The organism is Streptomyces sp. NBC_00328, assembly GCF_036139655.1.
Lineage (GTDB): Bacteria > Actinomycetota > Actinomycetes > Streptomycetales > Streptomycetaceae > Streptomyces.
The window spans coordinates 40,904-63,388 of the sequence record NZ_CP108013.1; the positions used below are offsets into that span (position 1 = coordinate 40,904).

General features: G+C 67.6%; 11 protein-coding genes and 2 pseudogenes. 6 read left to right on the plus strand and 7 right to left on the minus strand.

Going from position 1 to position 22,485, the window contains the following annotated elements; genetic code table 11:
• Positions 1 to 184 precede the first annotated feature (184 nt).
• Positions 185 to 4,588, minus strand: coding sequence for a CHAT domain-containing protein (locus OG485_RS00155; RefSeq protein ID WP_328663233.1), 4,404 nt, complete (start codon positions 4,586 to 4,588; stop codon positions 185 to 187).
• Between the two features lie 579 nt (positions 4,589 to 5,167).
• Between OG485_RS00155 and OG485_RS00160 the strand changes: the two genes are divergently transcribed.
• Complete coding sequence (locus tag OG485_RS00160) at positions 5,168 to 5,674, plus strand: hypothetical protein (RefSeq protein ID WP_328674192.1); 507 nt, start codon at positions 5,168 to 5,170, stop codon at positions 5,672 to 5,674.
• Here OG485_RS00160 and OG485_RS00165 read toward each other — a convergent pair.
• Entirely contained in the window at positions 5,616 to 6,422 is an 807-nt protein-coding gene (locus OG485_RS00165; RefSeq protein ID WP_328663239.1) for an IS5 family transposase, read from the minus strand. The genes OG485_RS00160 and OG485_RS00165 overlap by 59 nt on opposite strands.
• A gap of 275 nt (positions 6,423 to 6,697) precedes the next feature.
• Between OG485_RS00165 and OG485_RS00170 the strand changes: the two genes are divergently transcribed.
• Positions 6,698 to 7,483 (plus strand): hypothetical protein, encoded by a 786-nt coding sequence (locus tag OG485_RS00170; protein ID WP_328663241.1) that lies wholly within the window; start codon positions 6,698 to 6,700, stop codon positions 7,481 to 7,483.
• Between the two features lie 8 nt (positions 7,484 to 7,491).
• Here OG485_RS00170 and OG485_RS00175 read toward each other — a convergent pair.
• Positions 7,492 to 7,664: pseudogene (locus OG485_RS00175) on the minus strand (IS5/IS1182 family transposase); the annotation flags it as partial.
• On the opposite strand from OG485_RS00175, the pseudogene OG485_RS00180 reads away from it, so the two are divergent.
• Positions 7,644 to 7,868: pseudogene (locus tag OG485_RS00180) on the plus strand (ATP-binding protein); the annotation flags it as partial. The pseudogenes OG485_RS00175 and OG485_RS00180 sit on opposite strands and share 21 nt — an antisense overlap.
• Here the strand turns inward: OG485_RS00180 and OG485_RS00185 are convergent.
• The 3 genes from OG485_RS00185 to OG485_RS00195 form a co-directional block, all read right to left on the minus strand.
• Complete coding sequence (locus OG485_RS00185) at positions 7,834 to 8,181, minus strand: hypothetical protein (protein WP_328663243.1); 348 nt, start codon at positions 8,179 to 8,181, stop codon at positions 7,834 to 7,836. The pseudogene OG485_RS00180 and the gene OG485_RS00185 overlap by 35 nt on opposite strands.
• Positions 8,182 to 8,495: 314 nt before the next feature.
• Entirely contained in the window at positions 8,496 to 8,702 is a 207-nt protein-coding gene (locus OG485_RS00190; protein WP_328663244.1) for a hypothetical protein, read from the minus strand.
• A 339-nt stretch (positions 8,703 to 9,041) separates the two neighbouring features.
• Positions 9,042 to 9,746, minus strand: coding sequence for a hypothetical protein (locus OG485_RS00195; RefSeq protein ID WP_328663247.1), 705 nt, complete (start codon positions 9,744 to 9,746; stop codon positions 9,042 to 9,044).
• Positions 9,747 to 10,488: 742 nt separating this feature from the next.
• Between OG485_RS00195 and OG485_RS00205 the strand changes: the two genes are divergently transcribed.
• The 3 genes from OG485_RS00205 to OG485_RS00215 all read left to right on the plus strand — a co-directional run bounded on the left by OG485_RS00205 (position 10,489) and on the right by OG485_RS00215 (position 21,599).
• Entirely contained in the window at positions 10,489 to 12,504 is a 2,016-nt protein-coding gene (locus OG485_RS00205; protein WP_328663248.1) for a hypothetical protein, read from the plus strand.
• Between the two features lie 362 nt (positions 12,505 to 12,866).
• Entirely contained in the window at positions 12,867 to 19,208 is a 6,342-nt protein-coding gene (locus OG485_RS00210) for an AAA family ATPase (protein ID WP_328663250.1), read from the plus strand.
• Between the two features lie 1,221 nt (positions 19,209 to 20,429).
• The gene (locus tag OG485_RS00215) at positions 20,430 to 21,599 is read left to right on the plus strand and encodes an ImmA/IrrE family metallo-endopeptidase (protein WP_328674193.1); all 1,170 of its coding nucleotides are present in this window, start codon (positions 20,430 to 20,432) and stop codon (positions 21,597 to 21,599) included.
• 10 nt (positions 21,600 to 21,609) lie between these two features.
• Here OG485_RS00215 and OG485_RS00220 read toward each other — a convergent pair whose 3' ends face one another.
• Positions 21,610 to 22,344: a hypothetical protein gene (locus OG485_RS00220; RefSeq protein WP_328663251.1), complete on the minus strand. Its 735-nt coding sequence runs from the start codon at positions 22,342 to 22,344 to the stop codon at positions 21,610 to 21,612.
• Between the last annotated feature and the right edge of the window lie 141 nt (positions 22,345 to 22,485).

Here is a 22,485-nt window from a genome sequence, read left to right on the forward strand (position 1 = left end):
GGGATGCCACCCATCAGGCCTTCCGGCATGCGGGCCCTCGATCCGCCAACTCGGGCTTTTTGATCTGGTGGTATTTCACGTACAGCAAGAACCGCTTCATCGGCGACACCTCTGGCCGATATGAGCTGGCCAACCGTGTTGACCGCACCGCAGGGAAGTCCATGAACGGCGAGGGCACCGGATCTCATGCGCCCGCGTGCACGTATGCCGCCCAGTGGTGCGGCTGGCCCGGCAGTCGTCGGCGCAGCTCACGGACGGCACGGTGCAGAGCGTGTGCGCTGTCATCAGGGCCGTCAGACCTCCCCATGCTGTGTTGATAGAAGGTTCGGGTCACCTGTTCAGCGTGCACGCTATCGATCTCCCAGAGTGTGCCCACCGCAGCAGGAAATCCCGCCAGCAGGAACGCGCTTGCGATGTGAATCGCCTCATCGCTGAGCCGGTCCGAGGTACGTGCCGTACCGCATGCCGTGACAAAGGCCAGACGGGCTGCAGCTGGCCGGGCCCGGCAGATCTCCACAATGGACAGCCGCTCACCGGCCGGTAGGTCTAGCCAGGCGCCAGACGGCTCAGCCGGATCGGCGGAGGCGTGGCAGCCGAAGTGCGCCCACCGGACGCCCTCGAGCGCGTCGAGCACGGCGGCGCGTGTGGCAGCGGCACCAACGAGCGGAGCTGGCGCCTCGAGCACTTCGGCAGCGTAGCGGGCCGCTGCCTCCACACCGGGCAGCTCGTCGTCGGAGACCGCGACGACAAGGGCACCGTCAGAGGGGGTATCCGCGCGCCGCTCGCGCTGCGCAGCCTGTCTGCGCGCGTGTGCCAGAACCTGGAACCCTGGCACGTAGGACGACACAACGGCTTCGAGCGCGGCACCGCACCCCTGTAAACCGCAGTCCGCGATAGTGCACTGAGCAGCATGCAGGGGCAGGACGTTGAACGCCCCTGTTGGCACCCACCATATCCGCGGCCAGTCCCCGCCCTCAGATACCGGCGCTGCTATGCCCAGGTGGTCCAGTACAGGGCGGGCAATGCTGTGCCACGTCCAGGACAGGCACCGCTGGAGCGTCGCCGCAGCATCCATCAGCTCGGCGGGGGACGGCCGGAACCTACCTCGGGCATTGATCGCCTGGATCGCATCGCGCAACTGCCTGGCCTGCTTCGCCAGCTCGTGGCTCTCAACATCGAGGAGAAATGCTGTGATCGACTGCTCCGTGACGACGACGGCCTGACAGAGAGACTTACTTTCCAGCAGCAGCACCACTGGCCCGTGGGAGGCCAGACCGCGCAACTGGCCGGCGGTGAGCGGATGGAGGAAGCTGTCGAACCCGGGCAGCCCACGGATGCGTTCGACGAGGTCGTCGAGGGAACGTGATGCCTCCAGTGCCTCGAACCGGGTCCGCTCGGGGACACGACCAGCAGGAGCGGTGATGCGTTCGGCAAGTTGCTCGAACTCGCCCGCCAGTTCGGGGTACGCGGTCCGCAGAGCCGTGAGATCGGCCCGCGTCTCGATCCGTCGAGAGAGCAGCAGGCCTCGCCCACGTTCCAGCACCTCAAGGGCCCGGTCCACGTCAGGGCCGGTAGCGGGTCTCGCGTGGGCAAGGGCGGCGCGTGGCAACGCGGTCAGGTCGAATCCCGGCACCCGCATATGGCCGCGGTCATCTCGGAGGCCGATCACCAGCAAGACTGCCGCGATGGTCGTCCGAAGCACCCCGTCAAAGGACATCAGCCCATGCTCGGCAGACTGCTGGTCACTGCCCCGGTCAGTGATCCGGGACAGAATCCCGACGGCCGCATCCAGATGGGAAAGCGCGACGCGGAAGCGTGGATCTGTCCCCTTCATGGCATGGGTCGCCCTGTCCATCTCCAGGTGTGCGTGGTACACGGGCGCGATCGCCGCGGCATCGACTTGCGCCTGGTCACCGTTTGGACGCGGCAGATGCCGGAGCCGTCGCATCGCATCCGCGATGGGGTCGGCAGGTTCCGTGCTCTCCTGGACGGCGTCATCCTGAGGCTCTGGCATTTCCACGGGCGGAGGGAGTTGAAGGATGATGTCCAGGGCCCGCGCGGCTTCAAGCCGCAGGCTGTCAGCGGAGTCTTCGAAGCCTTCCAGAGCAAGGACGTCGGCGGCGTCCAGGGCCTCGGCAAGGAGCGGCAACGCGCGCAGCGGCATGTCCGAGAACCCTTGGGCCCGCTGGATGAGCGCGCGGGCAAGCGCCCCCGCAGCGTAGTTCCGTTTGGGGTGACCGGGCTGGCACTGGGCGAGCGTTGCCCGGCATCGGTCCACCTGGTCATCGGTGATACTCCTGTGGAGCCCACCATTGGGGCCGATTCCGTTCACCAAGTTCAGGTAGCTGTCCCCCATCACGTCGAGCCCCAGCTCGCGTGATACATCACCGCCCACGCTGGTGCCGAGATCTTTAAGCCGCACAGCGATCTGCCGGGCCCGGTCGAGCTCAGCTGGATCATGGCCGAGCAAATAGTTGACGACAGCGTTGTGGAATTCGAGATCAGCGATCAGGACGGCTTTCCGGACCTCATGTCCCGGGTCCTCGGCTTCGGCACCGTCGTCCTCCTGGGTCTTGGCGGCTGACGCGTCCCGCGCGGTCGCCTCGGCCAGAACGGCTGCGGCCTCGCGCGCGGCTGCCGGGTCGCTGCGGTCCATCGAGATCAGCGTCAGGGTCTGAGCCAGCAAGAAGTCGGTCAGTGCAGAGCTCTCGGGCGAGTGCGCGTGGGCGTAGCGCAGCAGCGCTGCGGCTTCATTGCCAGTGGCCGGGTCGCCGGTCGAGCCGAACCGGTCGCGGAGGACAGCACCGAGGTCCTCCGACAGGTATGCCCGCCGCACAGTGTCGTCTTCGGGGATGAGCCCCATGGCCTCACGCATGATGGCGATGTTGTGATCGCTGGCGGGGTCGTCGGGCTGCAAGCCGGCGTACTTGGACAGCAAGGTTGCGGAGAGCGCGAGTTCCGGATCATCGACGGTACCGTCTGGCTCGCAGTTCACGGCATCGACGACGGCGATCTGCAGGGCTATGCGGTAATGGCCGTCTGCCAGGAAGCCGGTCAGCGTCAGGTCGGGCGGTGCGATGGCAGCGGTCTCTGCCGCCAGGGAATCAGCTTCCGCTTGCAGTTCGGCGGCCCTGCCAGGCTCAGATGTACGGAGCTCGCAGGCCCGAGTGCCCACGAGGCCGGCCAACACAGCGACGTACAGGTGACGGCGCGGGTCATCGGCAGGGACAGCGCCGAGAGCCGAGCGGAACCGTCCGATCTGCTGTTCGGAGACCGCATATTCGAGGGGGTCACCTGATGACTTGACCCATGCCACCATGCTGTCCAGGAGTTCGGCGAGTTCCCCACCGATCTGCAGAGTCTCCCTTTGTCCGCCAGCGTGTTCCTCAAGTGTCGCCGGGTCGTCAAGGAAGTCGCCCGAGTCGAGGAACGCGTCGACATCCAAGAATAAGTCGGCGTCGGGGAAGTCGAAGTCGTCTGCCAATCCGAGGCGAGTGAGGAAGTCGAGGCCGTAGTGTCGGGTCGCGTCAGCTCCCGGCTCCTGGGCCCGCAGGTCGGCTGCCTCACGTGCTGCTGCCGCGTCCCCGCGTTCGTGGGCGAATGCCTCCAGGGCGTCGGCCAGTGCAGATATGACTGCGATACGGGATGGATGGCCGACCGGGGTGGCGTCGAGGGCCGCACGCAGCCGACGTACGGCGCCGGCGATCCATCCGGCATGGTGATTGAGCATGCCGATGCGTGTGGACATCAGCCCCATCTGCAGGTCGAACTGCCCCGTCCACGAGGTCGCGTAGCCTTCGAGCCACCGCACGGCGCTCAGCAGATCCCGGGTCTCGGGCGGGAGCGGTCCAGAGGGCATGGCATCGATCATCCGGTCGACTTCGTTGAGCGGGGGCCGCCCGAGTACCTGGGCGGCGTGGACCATCGTGCTGAGGGCAATGGCGGCTGTCTCGGCCACGTCTGGGTCCATGCGCTCGGGCCCGCTCGCGGACAGCACGTCGCACACCACCTGCCCGTGCCGGGCAGCGCGGGCCAGTGCGTCGGGATCGGCGTCCAGTTCGAACCGGGTCAACTCGATCTCGAGGGCCTTCAATTCCAGCTCGGCATTCGGGGCAAGTTCGAGCGGAAGGAGCCGCCTCGCCTGCGCGGACCAGGCTAATGCGCGCTGCAGCGCAGCCATCTGCCCAGCGTCCCCGGACCAGGGCTCGGAGGCGGCCGAGTGGTGGGCGTCGGCGACGAGCTGCGCGAAGCGGGCCTCGACAAGCGGGGCAGCATCGGCATCCTCGACGGCGACCGCCGGCAACACCATGTGCTCAGGTGCACGCGGGTACAGGAAGCCGAACGCGGCGCTCACGACGGCAGTGTTCAGGGCCGCGTCAGGGTCGCTGGGTCCCAGGTGCCGGAGATGGAACGTCCACAGGACAGCGTGGACCACCTCCAGGTTGATAGCTGCCTCCGGCCACGGGGCCGCCCTGCAAAGCAGCGCGAACGCCTCCTCGACGGCCTCAGGAACACGCAAGGGCGCGGGACTGTCGGTCTTCCGCGCGGTCAACAGCCGTGCCAGAACGCGGTTGTGAAGTTCACTCACCGACTCAACGTAGTGTGGCGTAGCGTGGTATTTCATAAATTCGGCAGGATCCGCGGGGGGCACCGTGTTGCGCGACGCCAGGAACAGAAGCGCCTACGAGGATGCTCTCGAATACCTCTGCCGCCACGCGGAGTCATTGCGCACAGCCTTCAGCCCCGCTGACTGGACCAGGTACTTCACCGCCGTCCGCGACACTCAACCCGCAACCGACGCCTGGCGCTCAGCCATCCTCAGCCTTCACACAGCGGCCGTAGATGCCAACATCCCGGGCGGCCTCGGCCTGGGCTCCACGATGTCCGTCGGCGACTGGCCAGCCGGGCCACCGCCCAGAGCAGTCGGCTGGGTCTGCCCCACCGGCGGCTGCCCTCGCGTGGACCTGCCGGACGGCAACACCCTTGATTCGCCCGGCCCGCTGTGCGCACTCACCGGCGGGCCACTCCGCCCAGTGGACTGAGTTAGAGGTCGTTCTCTTTCCGAACCTTGTGTGCGGATTCCGCTGGTCAGACATGGGATGGCATCTGTCGCGGAAGTCTCGGCTTGTTGCCGGTCGAGATGTTGCGGGGGTGGCGGATGCCGTCGATGCGGGCGGTTCTGGAAGCGCGGCGGAAGGCCGCGGTGGTGCGGGTGGAGGAGCTCGAAGCCGAACTGGAGCGGGTGCGGGCGGACTTGGCGGACGCCGAAGAAGTCCTCAGGCGTCGGGTGATCGGGCTCGAGCAGTATCTGGAGGCGCTGGCCGAGGAGGAAGCGCCGGCCGTGGTGGTCGGCGGGCCGTCGCGGAAGAAGCCGGTGGGTCCGCGCCGTGCGGTGCCGCATCGGGAGAACGCGGTCGGGGTCGAGGATCTGTCGGTGGACTACCGGGCGGTGATGGCTGCCGCGGCGGAGGCCGGAGTCGAGGGGTTGGGTGCCCGGCGGACAGCGGTGGTACTCGGCTGGGACAGTGCCTCCGTCTCACGCGTCGAGGGTGCGAGAGCACGGTTGAAGAGGCTGGTGGAACGGGGCTGGCTGGTGGAGGCGAAGCCGGGAAGGTTCACGACGCCGCCGTCGGAACAGGTTGATCATGTCGGGCGGCCAGACGGCGGCTCATGAGTGCGATCATCGACCAGCGGATGACGGCTTCGCTGGTGTCGGTGCGTCGCTCGTAGTCCCGGACCAGACGCCGGCTGCGCAGGAGCCAGGCGAAGGATCTTTCGACGACCCAGCGGCGGGGCAGTGCCTGGAAACCTTGGACGTCCTCATGACGGCGGACGACGTCGAGGACGAGCCCGAGATGCCGGCTGGTCCAGTCGGTGAGGTGGCCGGTGTAGCCGCCGTCGGCCCAGACCCGCGTCAGCCGCCGAAAGCCCTCCTTTGCCGCGGGCAGAAGGATCCGGGCGGCGTCCCGGTCGGTCGTGGACGCCGGTGTGACCAGCACGTTCAGCAGAAGTCCGAGCGTGTCGGTGAGCAGATGCCGCTTGCGCCCGTTGATCTTCTTGCCCGCGTCGAACCCGCGTGAGGCGTGGGCGACGGTGGCGTCCGCCTTCACCGACTGCGAGTCCACGACCGCGGCACTGGGTTCCGGGCCGCGGCCCTCGCTGGTGCGGACGGCCTCACGGAGCCGTTCGTGCAACTCGGTCACGAGGCCGGCGTCCCGCCAGCGGGCGAAGAAGGCGTAGACACGCGGCCAGGGCGGGAAGTCGGACGGCATCGCCCGCCACTTGATGCCGTTGTCGACGAGGTAGCGCACCGCGTCGATCATCTGCCGGTGGCAGTAGCCCTCCGGTCGGCCGCCCCGGCCTGCCAGCCAGCCCGGAACTGGCAGCAGATCCTTCACCAGAGCCCACTCGGAATCGCTCATGTCCGAGCCGTACCGGGGCCGGCGATCCGGCCGGTCGGCCGCGTTCCCGAACCTGTGGGCGAGGCAGTCACACCCACGAGTGGACCAACTGGACTCGGCAACCGTGACCACGCGACACTTCGACAACAGGGCCTCTTGCTTCTCGCTGGACTCGACATCCGCGAGCTACCAAGAGGCCCTTCTTCCATGCCTGCACACAGAACAACTCACCCGAACCAGGCCCCTGTTCGAACCCCACCGATCACACGGCCGGATAGAGAACAGCCAGTTAGACGATGGGTCTGCTCGTCGAACTCCAAAAGCGCATCCCTGATGGCTGGCTGCTGCGTCGCCTGCTGCCTGCCACCCTGTTCGTGGTGGTGGCTGTGGTTGGGGGCGGGCAGCTCGGCTGGGCGCGCTGGTCGGATCTCAACCTCGCCTGCCAGCGAATTGCCTCCGGGCTGCGGCCCGACCAAGGCCTCACCTCCAGCAGCGTCGCGGTGCTGGTCCTGCTCGCCTCAGCGGCGGCCGCGGCCGCTTTTGCCGTGCCGTTCGCAGCGAGTGCGGTCGCCGCACTGACATGTGGGGCCTGGCCCTGGTGGCTGTCCCCGCTCGCACAGCAGCTCACTCACCGTCACCACCACCGCTGGTCGCAACGCGAAAGAATCGCCGTGGAGGCCGTCCGGGCCCGCGCCAATGGGCACGAAACACGAGCCGCCCGACTCGACGCGCGCCGCGCACGGATCTCTCCTGACCAGCCCACCAGTCCAACCTGGTCCAGCAACCGCCTGCGGACCGCCGAGCAACGGATCAAGCAGACGGCAGGCACCAACATTGCGGAAAGCTGGACCACCCTGGTTCTGACCGCCCCAGACCCCGCCCGGGAAGCGCTGATCGCCACCCGCGACGCGTTCGACCGTGCATGCGAGGCTGTGGTCTGGGGCCTCGCCTTCACCATCGTCGGCCTCTGGTGGTGGCCCTCGGCGCTCGCCGGTGTTCTCGTGTGCTTCGCCTCCTGGCGTGCCCTCCGTCGCTCCGTCGAGACACTCTGCCGCATCACCGAGGCGGTCGCTGCACTTTAGACGGTGTCCTACACGGTCAGTTTGAGGAGCCGTTTGTAGCAGCAGATGACAGCTGCCGGTCCAGAAAGGCGAGGCAGGTGCCGGGTTTCCGTTCGTAGCGGTGGCTGAGTCTGCGGTAGCTGGTCAACCAGGGCATGGTCCGCTCGATCACCCGCCTCTGGCGTCCGAGTCGTTCGGAGGCTGGATCAACACCTTCACCGACCCCGGCTTCTGCGCGGCGATCGTCGACCGCCTCACCTTCAACCGAGCGATCATCGAAACCGGCACCCAGTCCTACCGCCTCGCACATACCAGGGCCCAGCAGCAGCTCAAGGCTGTCCTCTGCACCCGCGACCCACGCTGGAACAGGATCAGCGCCCCCGCTCGGCCCACTCCCTCAAGCTGAGCGCCCGCTTCATGCGGGCAGCGATGTCCGTCTTCGCCGTCGTGTCCGGTGTCTCTGCCAACTCCTCGAAACTGGCGGGCCAGACGTCCAGCAGACTCAATACCTCCTCGCCGGTCCAAACCGTGAGCAACAACTCGCACCGCCACTGCGGCGACACCTCCGGTCGATGGCTGAGCCTGTGCTCCATCGCCGGGAACAGATAGTGCACTGCCGCCGCCTGGACGTGCTCCCGCAGCCAATCGGCCGGGAGCCGCTGGCTGAAGCCCAACCGCGCCGCTTCCTCCTCCAACAGGAGCAGCTGATCGGTGTCCACGGCCCGGATTGTCCGCGGAAACACTGCAGTCATACCGCGATCATGCCATCAGACGAGGCCGGTGGAGCCAGCTCGCACCGACAGCCGGGGCCACTTGAGCACGTCACACCGCCCCATTCGATCTCCGGATGGGGCCACGTCAAACCGTCCAAGTGGGGCCGACTCAAACCGTCACGGCCATGACCAGCAGCACATCAGGTCAAACATCCTTCCGTGGCTCCCAGAACTCATCGCATATACCTGCAGGACTGCAGGCCAACGGCACGCGATCACAGCAACCAGGGAGTCCTCATACGCCAGGTCTGACTGTCTGCTCATGCGCGGCGCAGGCATCCGGACGGTACCTGGCCTCCGGGCACGACCCGCCACAGGCTCCCGCCGCCGCACTCGCGGTACTGCGACCAGGGATCCCGGCCGACGGCGACGATGCACGACCGCACCCGCTCGCCCCGGCGCAGGTAGCGCACGATCGGCGAACGCGTCGTCGCGACCGGACCCCCGTTCCACGCCGGCCTGCGCACCGCCACCTTCTGCACGGCCCGTCAGGTCGACGCGCAGGGCGCGGCAGCGGCAGCGGTCGGCGGAGCAGCGGTCAAGGCGGTTGCAAGGACGGCGGCCGCCATGGTGAGCAGACGTCGAGTCAGGTACATACGCGATCAACCCCGCCTCCCGCCCGGTCACGGTTCCCTTCCCAAGATCACCCGCCAGGGGCAGCTTGTCGGCCCTGCCCGCGCGGCCGCGAGCAGGACGCCGGGCAGCCCAGTCCGCCGCCTCAGACGACGATCAGCAAGCCCAAGTTCAACCTCGCCAGCATCCTGTGCACCTGCGCCACACCGGCGAGCGTCGACTTGATGTCTGGGTCAACTGCGGTCGTCGCCGCAGCTTTCCGCCTCCTTCACGCGCGGCTGGCCCATAGAGATGGATCCCACCGGGTCGTCGTCCCTCAGCGCCGAGCGGTCGTACAGGACGGTCGGCGAGCGCTCCCATTCCTTTCCGTGGCTGTCGACGAACATCAGGTACTTGAACTCGACCCGCATCGGCGTGAAGCGCTCCATGCCGCCCCTCGTTTTGGCCCGCCGGCTCCGAGGGACCAAGACCATCTCGTCAGTATCGAACACCCGCTCAGTGCATGGAGGCAGATCATTACCGTCCATATGGGCGGAGTAGAGCCCAATGGTGAAGCGTCGAGCTCCGAGGAAAACGTCCGTCACCGGGTCGAGGGAACGGTTCAAGACGTGGAGTTCAGGCCCCTCGCCCGACGGCGGGTACTCCAGCCAGAACGTGACCCGTGATGCTTGAGCCTGCTCCTCGCGCTGGCTGTCCTCCCGCGACTGGCTGAGTTGATCCTTCGCCGTCTGCTGGGTCCAGTACGTGGCAACTGCCTGCGCCCAGAGACCGCCGATCGCGGCGACAGCGGCAAGTACGGCTGTGCCGACCGTGATGGCGTGGGTCCACCCAGCCCTCCGTAGACGTTCCCGCACACTCAGCGCTGCGGGCTCCGGCTCTAGCTCGGGCTCCGGCTCTGGCTCGGGGGCAGTGGCAGGCTGCGCCTCAGGCTCGGGCACTCTCGGTTCCGGCACCCGGGCCCGTACCACCTGCGGCGCTGTCCGTCGGCGAGCTAGCCGCAGGCGTACTCTCCGCTCCGATCGCTCGGTCAATCGACCTCCTCGGCTACAAGCACCCGCATACGCTGGCACAAGTCGCCTATTCCCGCGCCTACTTCGCCATACGACGCTCGTACGCTGCCACCGCGCCCGTCGCCTACGGCCCCACAGCCGGCTGCGGGGTCGTGGGCAGCGGGGCCCAACCTCGCTGGTCAGCGCGGCCACGGCCAGCTCCCGCTTCGGGCAGTACGGACCGTCAACGTGAGACACCCACCGCGTCCCGCGCACCGGCCTCGGCCGCCCCCGCTGCTGGCCTGACCAGGTCGTCGCCGACAAGTCCTGCAGCTCCCGCCGCCTTCCGCGCCTACCTCTGCCGACGCGGCATCGCACACACCATTCCCGAGAAGCGCGACCAGCAGCGATACCGCCACAACCGGGGCCGTCGCGGCGGTCGGCCTCCGGTGTTCGACCGGTAGATCTACCCCGCCGCAACATCGTCGAGCGCTGCGTCAACCGGCTCAAAGGCTTCCGCGACATCGCCACCAGGTAGGACAAGACCGCCACCTCCTACGAGGCAGCGATCAGTCTCGCGTCATTCCTATTCTGGGCCAGATCCGTTTGAAGACGAACCCTAGGACTTCGCGAGGCCAACTGCCCATTTCGGGGCGCGAATTCGCCACTCACAGAAAGGTAGGGTGCGGTCATGTCGAATGTGGGAGCGGAAGCCGATCTGGTCCAGCGCTTCGCGCAGCGAGGGATCGGGGACGGCCAGCAGGTTCTACTGGGCGGGATCCTGCGCGCACTGGATCCGCGCGGCCTGCTCACCCAGCACGCCGCCTCCCCGGGCACAGCGGCGGTCGCGCTCTCCAGGGCGCACGCGGTCCTGCATTCCCGCGGCACCGCAGCCAATGCGCGCGAGGCGCAGCCCTACGAGGACCGGGTTCTCCAGATCCAGATCGACGCGAAGAACGCAGTCGACAGGGCCTGCGCCTTTGCCGCGACCGATCAGCGTCTCGCCGATGCCAAGGCCTTCCTCCACAAGATCGTGAATGATGGTGCCGGCAAATTGAAGCAGCCCGCGCAGTGTCGTGCGCTGGCGAAGGTGATGGACCGCCACCGACGCGATTTCCAGGACGCGATCGCCGACCTCGCGGCCCGCGCGTGGCAGTCACCGCCGTCGAACGACTGCCTGGCGTGGATTGCCGCCGAGACAGCGGCGCTGTGCCTGGCGAGCGAGCGACACTACGACCTCCTGCTTGACGACGTGCACGCCCTCCTGCGCCGGCCGAACCCGATCGGCGGCAAGGACCTGGTCAATGTGCTGCTCCCGGCATCGACGCCGTTTCGGGTGGTTGTGGTGGTCGAAGGCGCTGCCGGGCTGGCCACCGCAGGCTGGCTGATGCCTGCGGACGCCGATTGCGTACAGTTCCCGGTCGATGGGCTGCCCGAGAAGTGGGCCCACGGGAAGGCCGAACTGGACGCCCTTGCCACGCTGGTGAGGGAGCGCATGGAGCAGCGGGGGGCCTGGGCGGGCGGGAGCCCCAAGGCGGTGCTGTTGACGTTCCGGGTGCCCGCCTGCGATCACGGCGCGGCGACCCTCATCGGTCGCCGTAAGGCCGCCGAGCTGCTGGACCAGTACGTGGCCGGTCACCGTCTCGCCGAGCTGCGGCTGGGCGAAGAGACCCTGGTCTGCGCGGAGACTACGGGGCGCACAAGGCGCTTCGCGGGAAGCCTGTCCGCCCCCGCTGCGGCGAAGCCGCTGACCGGCCACTGGCCGCCTCAGTTGCGCGAAGGTATGCGAACAGCCCACATCGCCCGGTCCACGCAGGGCCTGACGGCCAGTACGGGCTTGTGCTGGGCGACCCTCGAGGCACTGGGCCTGAAGTCCAAAACGCAAGCCCTCGCGAAGACTTTGAGCCTGCAGGCCCTGCGCCAGCAGGTGACGTCCGCCCACCAGGAGCTACGCGTGGCGGCGCTCGGCAGGCACAGTGCCGCAACAAGTGCGCTCGCGCTTGCTGAGCAGCGCAGGGCAGGAGTGCTGCGTGAGTACGACCGGGCAACGGCCGAGGGCCGCGCGGTCCCACTCCGCCTCAAAGAGGCGGTGGAAGCGTGCCAGAGGGATGTCAAGGTCCGCACGCGCGAGTGCGCGGCGGCCGAGGCCGTCTTTCGCCAGCCGCTGGAGGTGCTCGACCGCTGGACGGAGGCTAGAGGCCGTGGACGAATCGCGGACGTCAACCGCTGGCTTGACGTCCTGGCGCCGCCCCCGGCAGTGCCCTCAAGCCTTGCGGAGGCTGTCGGCGCGCTCGATGACCTGACCCGCGCCGTCGGAGGATGGGCCGCCCACGTGGTGCGAACCTGGCAACAGCGCCTCTCGGACGCTGAGGCCACCGCGAAGTGGATCGAGGAGGCCGAGGACCGCTTCAAAGCCGCGCTGGAATGGCTCTACGCCACCCGCAACACCGCGCTGCACGAGGGCCGGTTCGAATCCGAGACCGGGACACTTGACGCACTGGGCGGACGGGGCCTGGTCGATCTCACATTGGAGGTCCTTGGCAACTGGTACCAGCACGCGAGCACCGGGGACCTGGCAAGCAAGGTTGTCAGTGACCTCGGCACACGCCAGAAGTCCATCCTTGACCAACTTGAAGTCAAAGGCGTCCGAGACCTGCATCTGACACACCTGACCAGTCCCACATCGACCGGTCTGGACCGCCCGTGAAGTCAGGGTGAAGAAGTGAGAGTGGAGGTGTCCTGCCAACTGAACGAACCGGCTCGAAAGCCGGTCGGGGACTCGAAACCCCGGTCTCCTCCTGGCGAGCCGGTGCGATGGTGAATCGCCGTACCCGAAGTATCTCCGGCCCTGAGTGGACTATAGCTCCCGATGCCTGCCACACGCAGCCGATCGCACGCTTGTAGCAGGAGGAACTGCCGTGAGCGGGCCTGCCGGGCAGTCCCCAAGGTGTCCGGCTCGCTCTCTGCGCTGTCATGGACCGGCCGTTACCTGGCCCAGATCGAGAGGTTCGTCGCGGTTTCGTCACTTCCGCGCCAGCAGGGTGTTCGACCGGGAAGAATGCGGCCGACATGAAAGATCTGACTGCCGCGCACCGCGGGTACGAGTACCAGGATCTGATGGAGGCAGGGCGCATCGTCGACCTGCTGCTCGGTGGGATCGCCAGGGTCCATGTGGACGAGAAACTGGTGACGGACGACCGCTTCGACGACCTCACGGTGGTCACCGCGGACGGATCCCGCGAGCGGACCCAGTTCAAGCACTCGGACGAGGAAAGCCCCCTCGACTACACCACGTTCACGTCCGACGCCCGCGGACTGAGGCTGGACCGCCTCGTGGCGGCTGCCGTCGCCGACCGGGACGGACCCGGCGCGGGCGCAACCGCCCACCGGTTGCGGGTTGTGATGCGCGACGCTCCTCCGGAAGACGACGTCCTGAACGCGGTAATGGTGCCCGCCGGCTCCCCCGATTCGCCGTTCCTGGCAGGGATGAACACCACACTCCTGCGGTTCGACGCTGAAGCGCTCTTGCGAGGGTTCGACCTGCCCGCGCGGGGCCGGCGTAAGGCGGGCAACATTTTCGGGTTCCTGACCAGCGGTGACAGGGCCGTGTCCAAAGAAAACCTGGAATGGCTGTGCGAGCACTTGGTGGTGGAAGTCAATGCTCCGGCCATGACGACGGACCTCCTGCTGCCGGGGCCGGCCGAAGAGCTTGTCCTCCAACGGGTGCGCGGCGAGCTCGGGGCGGGGATCTACCCCAACGAGGGGCGCTCGCCGGTGGACGTTGCCGAGGCGCTCATCCGCACGGTCCGCTCTGCCCGGCAGCGTGGCACCGAGGTGACATTCCGTGAGCTCCTGCGCCAGGCCCAGTTGCGCAGTGACCTCGGTGCTGTCGTGCGCGCGAACCCTGTCGACCGCGCCCTGGAAGTGGCAAGGCCCGCCATGGTTGGCGTCCTGGCGGAAGCGGCCGCGACAGCGGCGGCTTCCGGGGGAGTCCTGTTGGTCACGGGCCCTCCGGGGCAGGGCAAGTCCTGGGCGTGCCAACAGCTGGTCGACCAACTTAGCGTTGACGGATGGCTGGCCGCCGAGCACTACTGCTACCTCGGTGACGCCGACGGCGACCAGTTGACCCGGGTGGTCACGGAAACGGTCTTCGGCAGTCTGCTGGGCCGACTGGCCGAGTCGGACCCCGACCTTGTCCAGGAGCAGCGCCCGCGTTTCGCTGCTGATGCTCAAGCGCTGACCGCGGCGGTGGAAGCCGCTCTGGGCAAGGCCCCTGGCCGGCGCGTGGCGCTCGTCGTGGACGGACTGGACCATGTCACCCGCGTGCAAGGAGGAAGGACCAGGAGAGCCGATCCGTCCCTGGCCCTCGCCGCGGTCCTCGGCTCGCTGCCCCTTCCGCCTGGCAGCGTCCTCATCGTCCTCAGCCAGCCCGGAGACCACCTCGTGCCCCTCCAGGACACGGGTGCGGCATCCGTCGCCGTGCCGCCGCTGACGGTGCACGAGTGCCGCGCCGTCGCGCAGCGGCTCGGGCTTGTCCCAGCTGCGGACGGCGAGCGCGCAGAATCGTTCCTGACCGACGACCGCGACGTGACCGACTTCCTGGACGCGCTGCAGGAACGCTCGGGCGGTAACGCCCTGTACGCAACATATCTCTGCCGCGAGGTCGCCCTCCGGCCGGAGACGATCACGAAAGCTGCGGCAGTGGTACGGGCGCTCCCGGCCTACCAGGGATCGCTGGAGGGTTATTACGCACACCTGTACGACACGCTCGGCGCGGAAGCCGACGTCGTCGCGGACATCATTGCCCTGCTCGGCGTGTCCGTCACTCACGAGGAGCTCGGAGAGATCATTCCGGACCGGGTGCACAGGATCGGCAGCGCGCTGAAGGTGCTGGCCCCGGTGCTTTCCGTGACAGCCGGACCCGGAGAAATCCGTGTCTACCACGAGTCGTTCGCGCGCTACCTCCGCCTGGGCTACGACAACAACCCCGGGGCCCTGGAATCGACGCTGGCGCTGATCGCTACCTGGCTGGCCAAGAAGGGACTGTTCGACGACTCGCGGGCTTTCCGCCGCCTCCTGCAGATCCTCGCCGAAGCGGGACGCGACGCGGAGGTGCTCGAGTACATCGGGCGGGACTTCGTCAGCCGTGCTGTCGCCACCGCCCACCCGGCCTCGGCGATCACGGACAACCTGGCCACCGGTGTGCGCTGCGCCGCCAGGACGGCGAACTGGCCCCTAATCGCTCGTTACGTCGAACTTGCCAGGGCCGCACAAACGTTCGAGTTCGAGCGCTTCGACGCGGTCCTGGTGGAATTCGCCGACGTGCCGATCGCCTTGATGGGGGCTCAGACGCTGGCGGACCGGCTCGTGCACGACGGGCGGACCGTCATGCCCGCCCGGGCAGGTCTGCAGATGTGCGCCGTCCTCGACGCGGCAGACGCCGTGTCACCCTGGCACGAATACATGACAGCACACGACCGCGAGGCGGAATCGGACAACACCTCCTACGACGCAGAGTCCGACCGGGCTGTCGAACTGGCATACCTGCGGGGCCGGTTGCGCCTGTCGGCGACCGCTCAGGGGACAATGCAGGAGCCGCGTGAGGTCGAGCCCGGCCAGCCGGTGTCGCTGGACCGCATCGCCGAGTGGTTTGACGAACGGGGTGATCAGGCAGCGGCCGATACCGTCGTGAAGACGCTCCTCGACACCGTCGGAATCGAGGCCGTCACCGACCTGGTGCCGCGCCTTCAGACAGGCGGCCCGGTATGCCTCGCACTCGCCGAGCAGATCGCCGCAGGCGCGGTGCCCGGAGCGGCGGTCGGCGCGGACGACTGGGCGCAGAAGGCCGCCGACCTGGGATATGTGGTGGGAACGGCGCATCGGCTGCTCGCCCTTGGGGTCGCCGCCGCCGATCTCGCCGCAGGACTTGCGACAGGAGAAGCCTCGACGGCCCGCGACACCTTGTTCGCCCTGAGCTCCGACGTGCAGAACGAACAGGTCCGGTTTAGCCCCGAGAGCGTGGCCAGGTGGCTCGATGCGCTGGCGATCACGGCACGAACTGACCCCATCGCCCTTGATGCGGTACCGGCTCTTGTCCAGGGGCCTGGCTGGTACCCCTGCTGGCTGCGGTACGCGATCGCCCTGGCCCGCGCCGAAGCTGCCGAAGCCTCCTCCCGGTCCGTCCTGGTCATCGAGGCCCTCGATCTCCTGACCGCAGACCTCCGGCCCTTCACCGGCAAACCGCGCGCCTGTGATCTCTACCCTATCCATCCACTCATCGAAGAGTCGGTGCGCCGGGCGGCCGCCCTCGTGTCCGACCAGGACTGGCCGCAGGCGTGGAAGACCCTCGTCCGCGTCAGCCGGGAAATCAGCGTCAGCCTGCGCGGCGAGATGGGCGGACCGCTGCCGGCCGACACGCTCCTGACGATCGCCGTCGAGCACACCACGCCCGCACGGCAGGCTGACGTCGACGAAGCAGTCCGCATCGAGTTCCTACAGCAGGCCGGCGGACGCTTCTACAGCGACCTCGCCCGCTACCGCCTCCTCCACGCGCGCCTCGCCCTCACTGGCGACGACCTCGCCAAGGCCGAGGAACTCTGGCTGGCCGCCTGCAGCTTCCTGGCAGCCTATGGCTGGCGCAAGGACATCACCGTCTACGAGGTCCTGGATCCGCTGCCCGCCCTGGTCACTGCGGACCCGGCCCGGGGCCGGGCACGCGTGGCGCGCATCCAGCCACTGTGCGAGCGTCTGGTCAATCACACCGACGGCAAGGAGACCAGCGCGGCCCGCCCTCGGTGGTGGAACGTCCTCGCCGGGGCCGATCCCGCGGCCCTCGCCAATTTCGCCGCCACCGGCCTGCTCAGCGACTGCAACGGCCCGAACACCCTCCTCGACGGCGCCCGAGAAGACCTCTGGGAAGCGTGGAGCGACACCGTCGCCCCGGTCACGGCCACCGCCCTGCGCCTCACGCTGGACACTCCGCTCCTCCAAGGCGACGCCGCACTTCTGGACCGGCTCGCCAGGACCATCGGGCCCGCCACGCCCGACGACGTTCCACAGCTGCTGCGCCTCGCACTGAGCAGGGCCGACGAAAGGCAGGCGAACCGCGACTCCTCCGTCGACGAGACCAGGCCGGCCGACGCGCAGTTGGTCGCGGAACTCAACGCCGTCGCCGAACGCGTCGGCGCCCCGCGGCTCGCCCCCCTGCCCGAACCACCGGCCACCGACGAACCCCGTAACCGCCGCACCGCACCCGTCCCCGCGCAGCCGACCCCGGCCCCAGCCTCTCCTGCCACCCCGTCGCCCGTGCCCTCCGAACCGGTCGGCCTGATCCAAGTACTGCGCGCATGGCGCCGGAGCCCGTACGAGGTCGGCACACCACAGCACACCCTCGAACAGATGACAGACCTCGTCGGCGACGGCCTGCTCGACCTCGCCACCCGAGGACAGACCGACGAGGCCTCACAGGTCCTGCGTGCCATCGCTGGCCCCTTCGACTTCCGCGACGGCCCGCTCCTGCTGCGCCAGCTCGCGAACAAGCTCTACCAGAACCGCCACGACGCTCTCGCCGCCGAGGCCTACGCACTGACCTGGGTGCGTACACGCGGACAAGGCGGATGGCTGAACTTCGGAGGCGAGACAGCCCTCGACGCCCTTCGCACGGCCTCACAGCTCGACTCCACCCTTACCCACCGCGTCATCACCGAAGAAGTCGAAGCAGTGGTGGGCTCTGGCCGGTACGGGACTCATGGCATCACCCAGGCACTGATCTTCGCCTTCGCCCACCAAGCGCTCGCGCTGCCCCCGACCCACTCCCTCAACATAGCCTTCGCCCTCTGGGACGAAGCCGTAACGGTCATCGAGAACAGAGCACCACGCGTCCACGACAGCGACGACCCCCAGCACCCCTACCGCGCCCCCGACAACGACAACGGCACCCCCGCACCCGGCGACCTCGACCACGCCTTCACGACCGCGGCCCTGGCCGCACTCGCCCACGCCGACCGGGAAGGCAAACGCCGCGCGATGGTCGCGACGCGGTACCTGATCACACTGCGCCCCGAAGCCACGGCCCCCGCCATCGCCTTCGCGCTGAAGCAACTGTCCGATCCTGCGACCCTGATGTGGCTGCTGTGCCTCCTCCAGGAACTGCAACCGGCGGCCCAACCTGTCGTGGACCACTGCCAGCACGCGCTCAAAGCACTGGCCCAAGGACCGCTGCTCACCGTCCGCGCCCTCGCCCGCCGGCTGCTCACCGATGCCGCCGGCGTGCCCATGGGCCCCTCCGACCCGGCCGCGCTGAACCCGCCAAGCCGCCTGTGGAGCGCCGCCGCACAGGAAGACAGCCAGAAAGACCGCTTCGTGAAGGGGATGGTCGCAGAAGTGGCCAGCGCGCGGCTGAACGAAGCCGAGCGTCTGCAGCCCGGGCTGATCCCAGCGGTCCTCGCCAAGGTCCGCTACGAGTTCGACACCGAGCGCACCATCCAGAGGAACACGGCCCAGCGCCGCGCCAACCGCAGTGCCGACGAGGACGAGCTGCCGGACGCCTATCTCGCCCTCGAAGAGACCATCGAAGAGGCGATCCAGACAGTGGCGGCAGGCAGCCGCGCGCACAGGCTCTCGCAAGGCCTGGGCGCGAGCCACCCGGCCCTCTGGGAGGACCAACTGGCCGCCCTGCTAACAGACGACCCCCGCATCCCGCTGGCCTTCGAAGAAGCACGCTGGCCACGCCCCAACCTCCAGCCGCCACCCGGCCCGGACGACTCGTCCAGCCAGGACACCATGCAGGCCGGAACAACCGCCGAGACCATCTCCACACGGCCACTGGCGCAAGCCACCGTCCTCACCGGACAGACCCTCCCGGGCTGGCGCATCCTCGCTTCCGCAGAGGAACGCAAGTTCCTGTCATCGGACACCAGGACGACCAACCTGACCACTGTGAGCTTCTCGGCCCCGGACGTGACGGACAGCCGAAACCAGCAAGACAGCGCCTTCACCTTCGCAGAGGGAGACCTCGAGGAGTGGACCCGGCCGCCGGGGCACAACCCCGCCGCCGACAGCCCGCCGGCCACCCCGCTAATCGGCCTCGACCGCACCATGACCGCCGCCGCAGACGCAGCTCAAGGCCTGGGCCTGCCCGGCTTCACGCTTACCCCCACCCCGTGGCTGCGGGCCGCACTGCGCCTGACACCCGGAGCCCCGCTGACACTGGACGACGACCGCGGGCCGGCCCTGCGGCTCATCTGCTGGCGCACCGAGTACGAGCGCAGCGCCTACCGCCTGCCTTGGCCGCGAACGACCGGCTGCGCCGTCGTGATCCGCCCCGACCTGCTGGACGTCCTGTCCGAGCGGGCACCCGCACCGATCGTCATCCGAGACATCGTCACACGTCACGTGGTGGAGAGCGCCTGACCAAAAGCCGGTAAGACACCATGATCGGATAGCCCGGCACCCGCAATCGGACAACGAGTGCGACCAGTCAGCCGCGAGGGGCCGCGCACACGGCCACCGAATGTCAGCCGTACCACCCGCACGAGGAGCGATTTCGAGGCGAGTTCCGAACCCTCCGAAGGGAGATCAACAACTACAAGGCGTGACCGGCTCACGGAACTTGTGCCAGACCCCAGGTTCGAACCGTTAATGCCAGTACGGGCCGGTGACGGGCACTTGGTGAGGCCTTGACGTGACCACAACGGGCCGGCTGACCTTTTGGAGGAAGTTGCGAGACGCAATCCTCGACAACACCCGGCAGTGACCGATCAGCAGCAGGCCTACCCCGACGCGCTGCGCTGGTAGGTGGCGCAGCACTGCGCATCTGTGGCCGGCGATCAGGGATGGGCCGGAGGCTTTTATATCCCGCGCGGACTGCCGCCGCAGGCCCGTTACAACCTGGCGAAGACGTCTTCGCCGCTCCACGAGGCCAGGATAAACAGCTTCGCGTGGCAGCAGTCAGAAAGCTCGGTGTGGCTGTTCAGTACGAAGCTGAAGCGCTCAGAGAGTCGTTCTTGGACCGCCCCTGCCAACTTGGGGGTCCCACTGGGCTGCAGATTGCCGCCTCTGCTGGTGAGGCTGCGATCGCGTGTTCGTCGGCGTCTCGGCAACGGTCTTGCGTGGAGTATCGCAACCCTCCCAATAGGGTGACGTTGTATGTGTAAGGCTGCTTTCATGGGTGGAGCATCGGGCATTGGCGGTGCGTGGCTGCGTGGACCAGGCGCCGCCCTGTCAGGGGCTCTGCCGGGGAGGGGACAGGCAATCGTGGCTCCCAAGGCGACCCTTCTGTGGGGCTTGGCGTCTTGTCAGCGGGAGCTGCGTGAGTGGCACTGTCCATCCGGCGAGGGGTGTTTGCATCAAGCTGTCATATCCTTCGGCCCATGAGGCGTTTTCGCAGGTCAGCCCTTTTGGCTGGTGTGCTGAATGGGGTCCCTGTCGTGGCTGGTGCGCCCTCGCCACTGTCAGTGCCTGGCTCTATCCTTGGTGGCATAGGGGGCAGTCGCAGAGGGGTGATTTCTGCAGCTGAGGGCCTTCTGTCGGCACAGCCCGGTGGCGATGGAAGGGATCTTTGGGGAGGGTGTTCGTGCTGTTGCAAGAGGGCATAGGCATGGGCAGAGAGAGAAGGACAAGGGGGTGACACGCATGAAGAGTGAGCCAGCAACCTTCGATGCTCGCGCGTTGAGCGAGCTGCTCGTCCGTGACGACGTCACTCCGTCTGTCCTGGAAGAGCTTTTCGGATCTTCTGAGGTCGGCGATGAACTGTTGCGCGGGGAGCGTTTGCCGTCGCGGCGGGAAGCGTCCCTCCTGGGCGCACTCCTGGGAGTCGATCCCAGCGTCCTGACCGGTGCGAAGAGGCCCTCGCTTGGCGTGAGTCTGCGCTTGGGGACCGCGCAGGTCGAACACGATGTGGTGGAGCCGGTCGAACACGCCATGAAGCTTCTGACGGCTGACCGACTGACCGAGCAGTGGGGCTTCCGGACACCAGCTGCGGATCTTTCTGCCTTCCCTGTGTCGAGGAGACAGTTCAAGCCGAAGGAGGACGGCAAGACGACTGCCGTCCGGCTACGGGCCCGCCTTGAGTTGGATCCGCTCAGCCCGATTGAGGATCTCACAAGCCTGGTTGAGAGCATGGGTTGCGTGGTGGAGTACCGGCCTCTACCGAATAACGTTCACGGTATTTCTGTTCCAGAAATCAGGGGAAGCCGTAAAGTCTGGGCGATTCTCGTCAACTCGCATGACTATTGGGCGCTCCAACGTTTTACGCTTGCACACGAATTGAGTCACGTTCTTTATCAGGACAGCGGACAGATCATCGTCGACCGGGCGCAGACGTCAAATGCTATTCCTGAAATCATCGCAGATTCCTTCTCTCGGCATTTCTTGTTTCCTGATGACGCGCTGGAGGAGCTGCTAGAAAAGCATGGCCGTCCGGGGAATCTGGCAGATACGGACCGGCTTGTCGTTGACATTATGCTCACTTATGGCATAAGTCGGCAGGCCACTCTCAAAGCGCTGCGGGATTCGAAAGATCCTCTGGCTCCGCCGGAGTCGCTGTTGCATCGGTGCGAGGGTGTGGCAGTCCGGTCGATGATGGCCAGCGTGGGAGCAGGTGCGGCCTGGTCCGAGATGGCAGAGGCTGAGGGGTGCAGGTATGCCTCACCTCGGCTGACCGAGCATGTTCTGGCCGCGTTCGCGGACAATGTTGTCAGTCTGCCGATGGTGGCCGACGTGATCGCGGACGGCGATGAGGTAGAGGCCGCGCGGCAGTTGACCGCTGCAGGGTGGGATCTGCCTGCGGCGGCGGAGAGGTAATGCTGCGGAACTAGCGCGTCAAGGCGTCGCAGGTCTGGCACTCACCGGCCAGGGCGTGGCATCGGAACGCGGAGGAGTCGGTCGGCCGCACCTCGGCGGGCAGGGTGCCGAAGTGGGCCGTCATCTCGGTGAACGCCGTCAGAAGACTTTCCTGCGTCAGGTGCGAGTTCTCGCAGGCCAGCTCCGCAAGGATGTTGCGCAGGTTCCGCGCGGACACTCCCTGCTGCCAGGCCGTGAGGCTGGCGCCTCCGTCGTTGGTCAGCAGGATGGCTGTGCCGCCGGCCTTGATGACGTCGGCAGCGACGAGGATGCTCTCCGTTTCGCCGTCATGGCGCTTTGCCCTGTTCGCGTCGAACGGGGACCACCTCTCCCCTCGTCGCATCGCTGCTGCACGGTCGAGTTCGCGGAGTTGCTGTTGCACGGGGAAGAGCAGGTCGGCTGAGTTTTCGGACGGCTCGCGCACAGTGATGATCTTGTCGTCGAGTTTGGTGACGAGCCGGTCCGCGCAAGCGCCCATCAGCACAAGGTTCTGGTGGGGGCGTTCCAGTCGGGGCACCCTCGCGACAGCACGGATTTCCTCCGCGACAGCTGTGGCGACGACCACGGTCTCGCCATAGAGGTCGAGGAACATCTCCAGGTACTTGGGGCGGTGGGCCAGGGTGTAGAGCAGGCCGGTGTCGGCAAGGGCAGTGGCGACGGGCAGACGGCGCTGGGGAAGCGCTGGGTCGACGGCGTACTTGCGCATCGGCGGCAAGGACGGCCTGGGGCGAAGGTTCGGGCCGCGGGGCAGCATCACCCGGGGGGTGGGGGGCAGCCTGTCCAACTACCCTCCCGCAGCGCACTCATGCCGATATGTTCCCTGTGGGCAAGCCTAACCGTGAGCTGG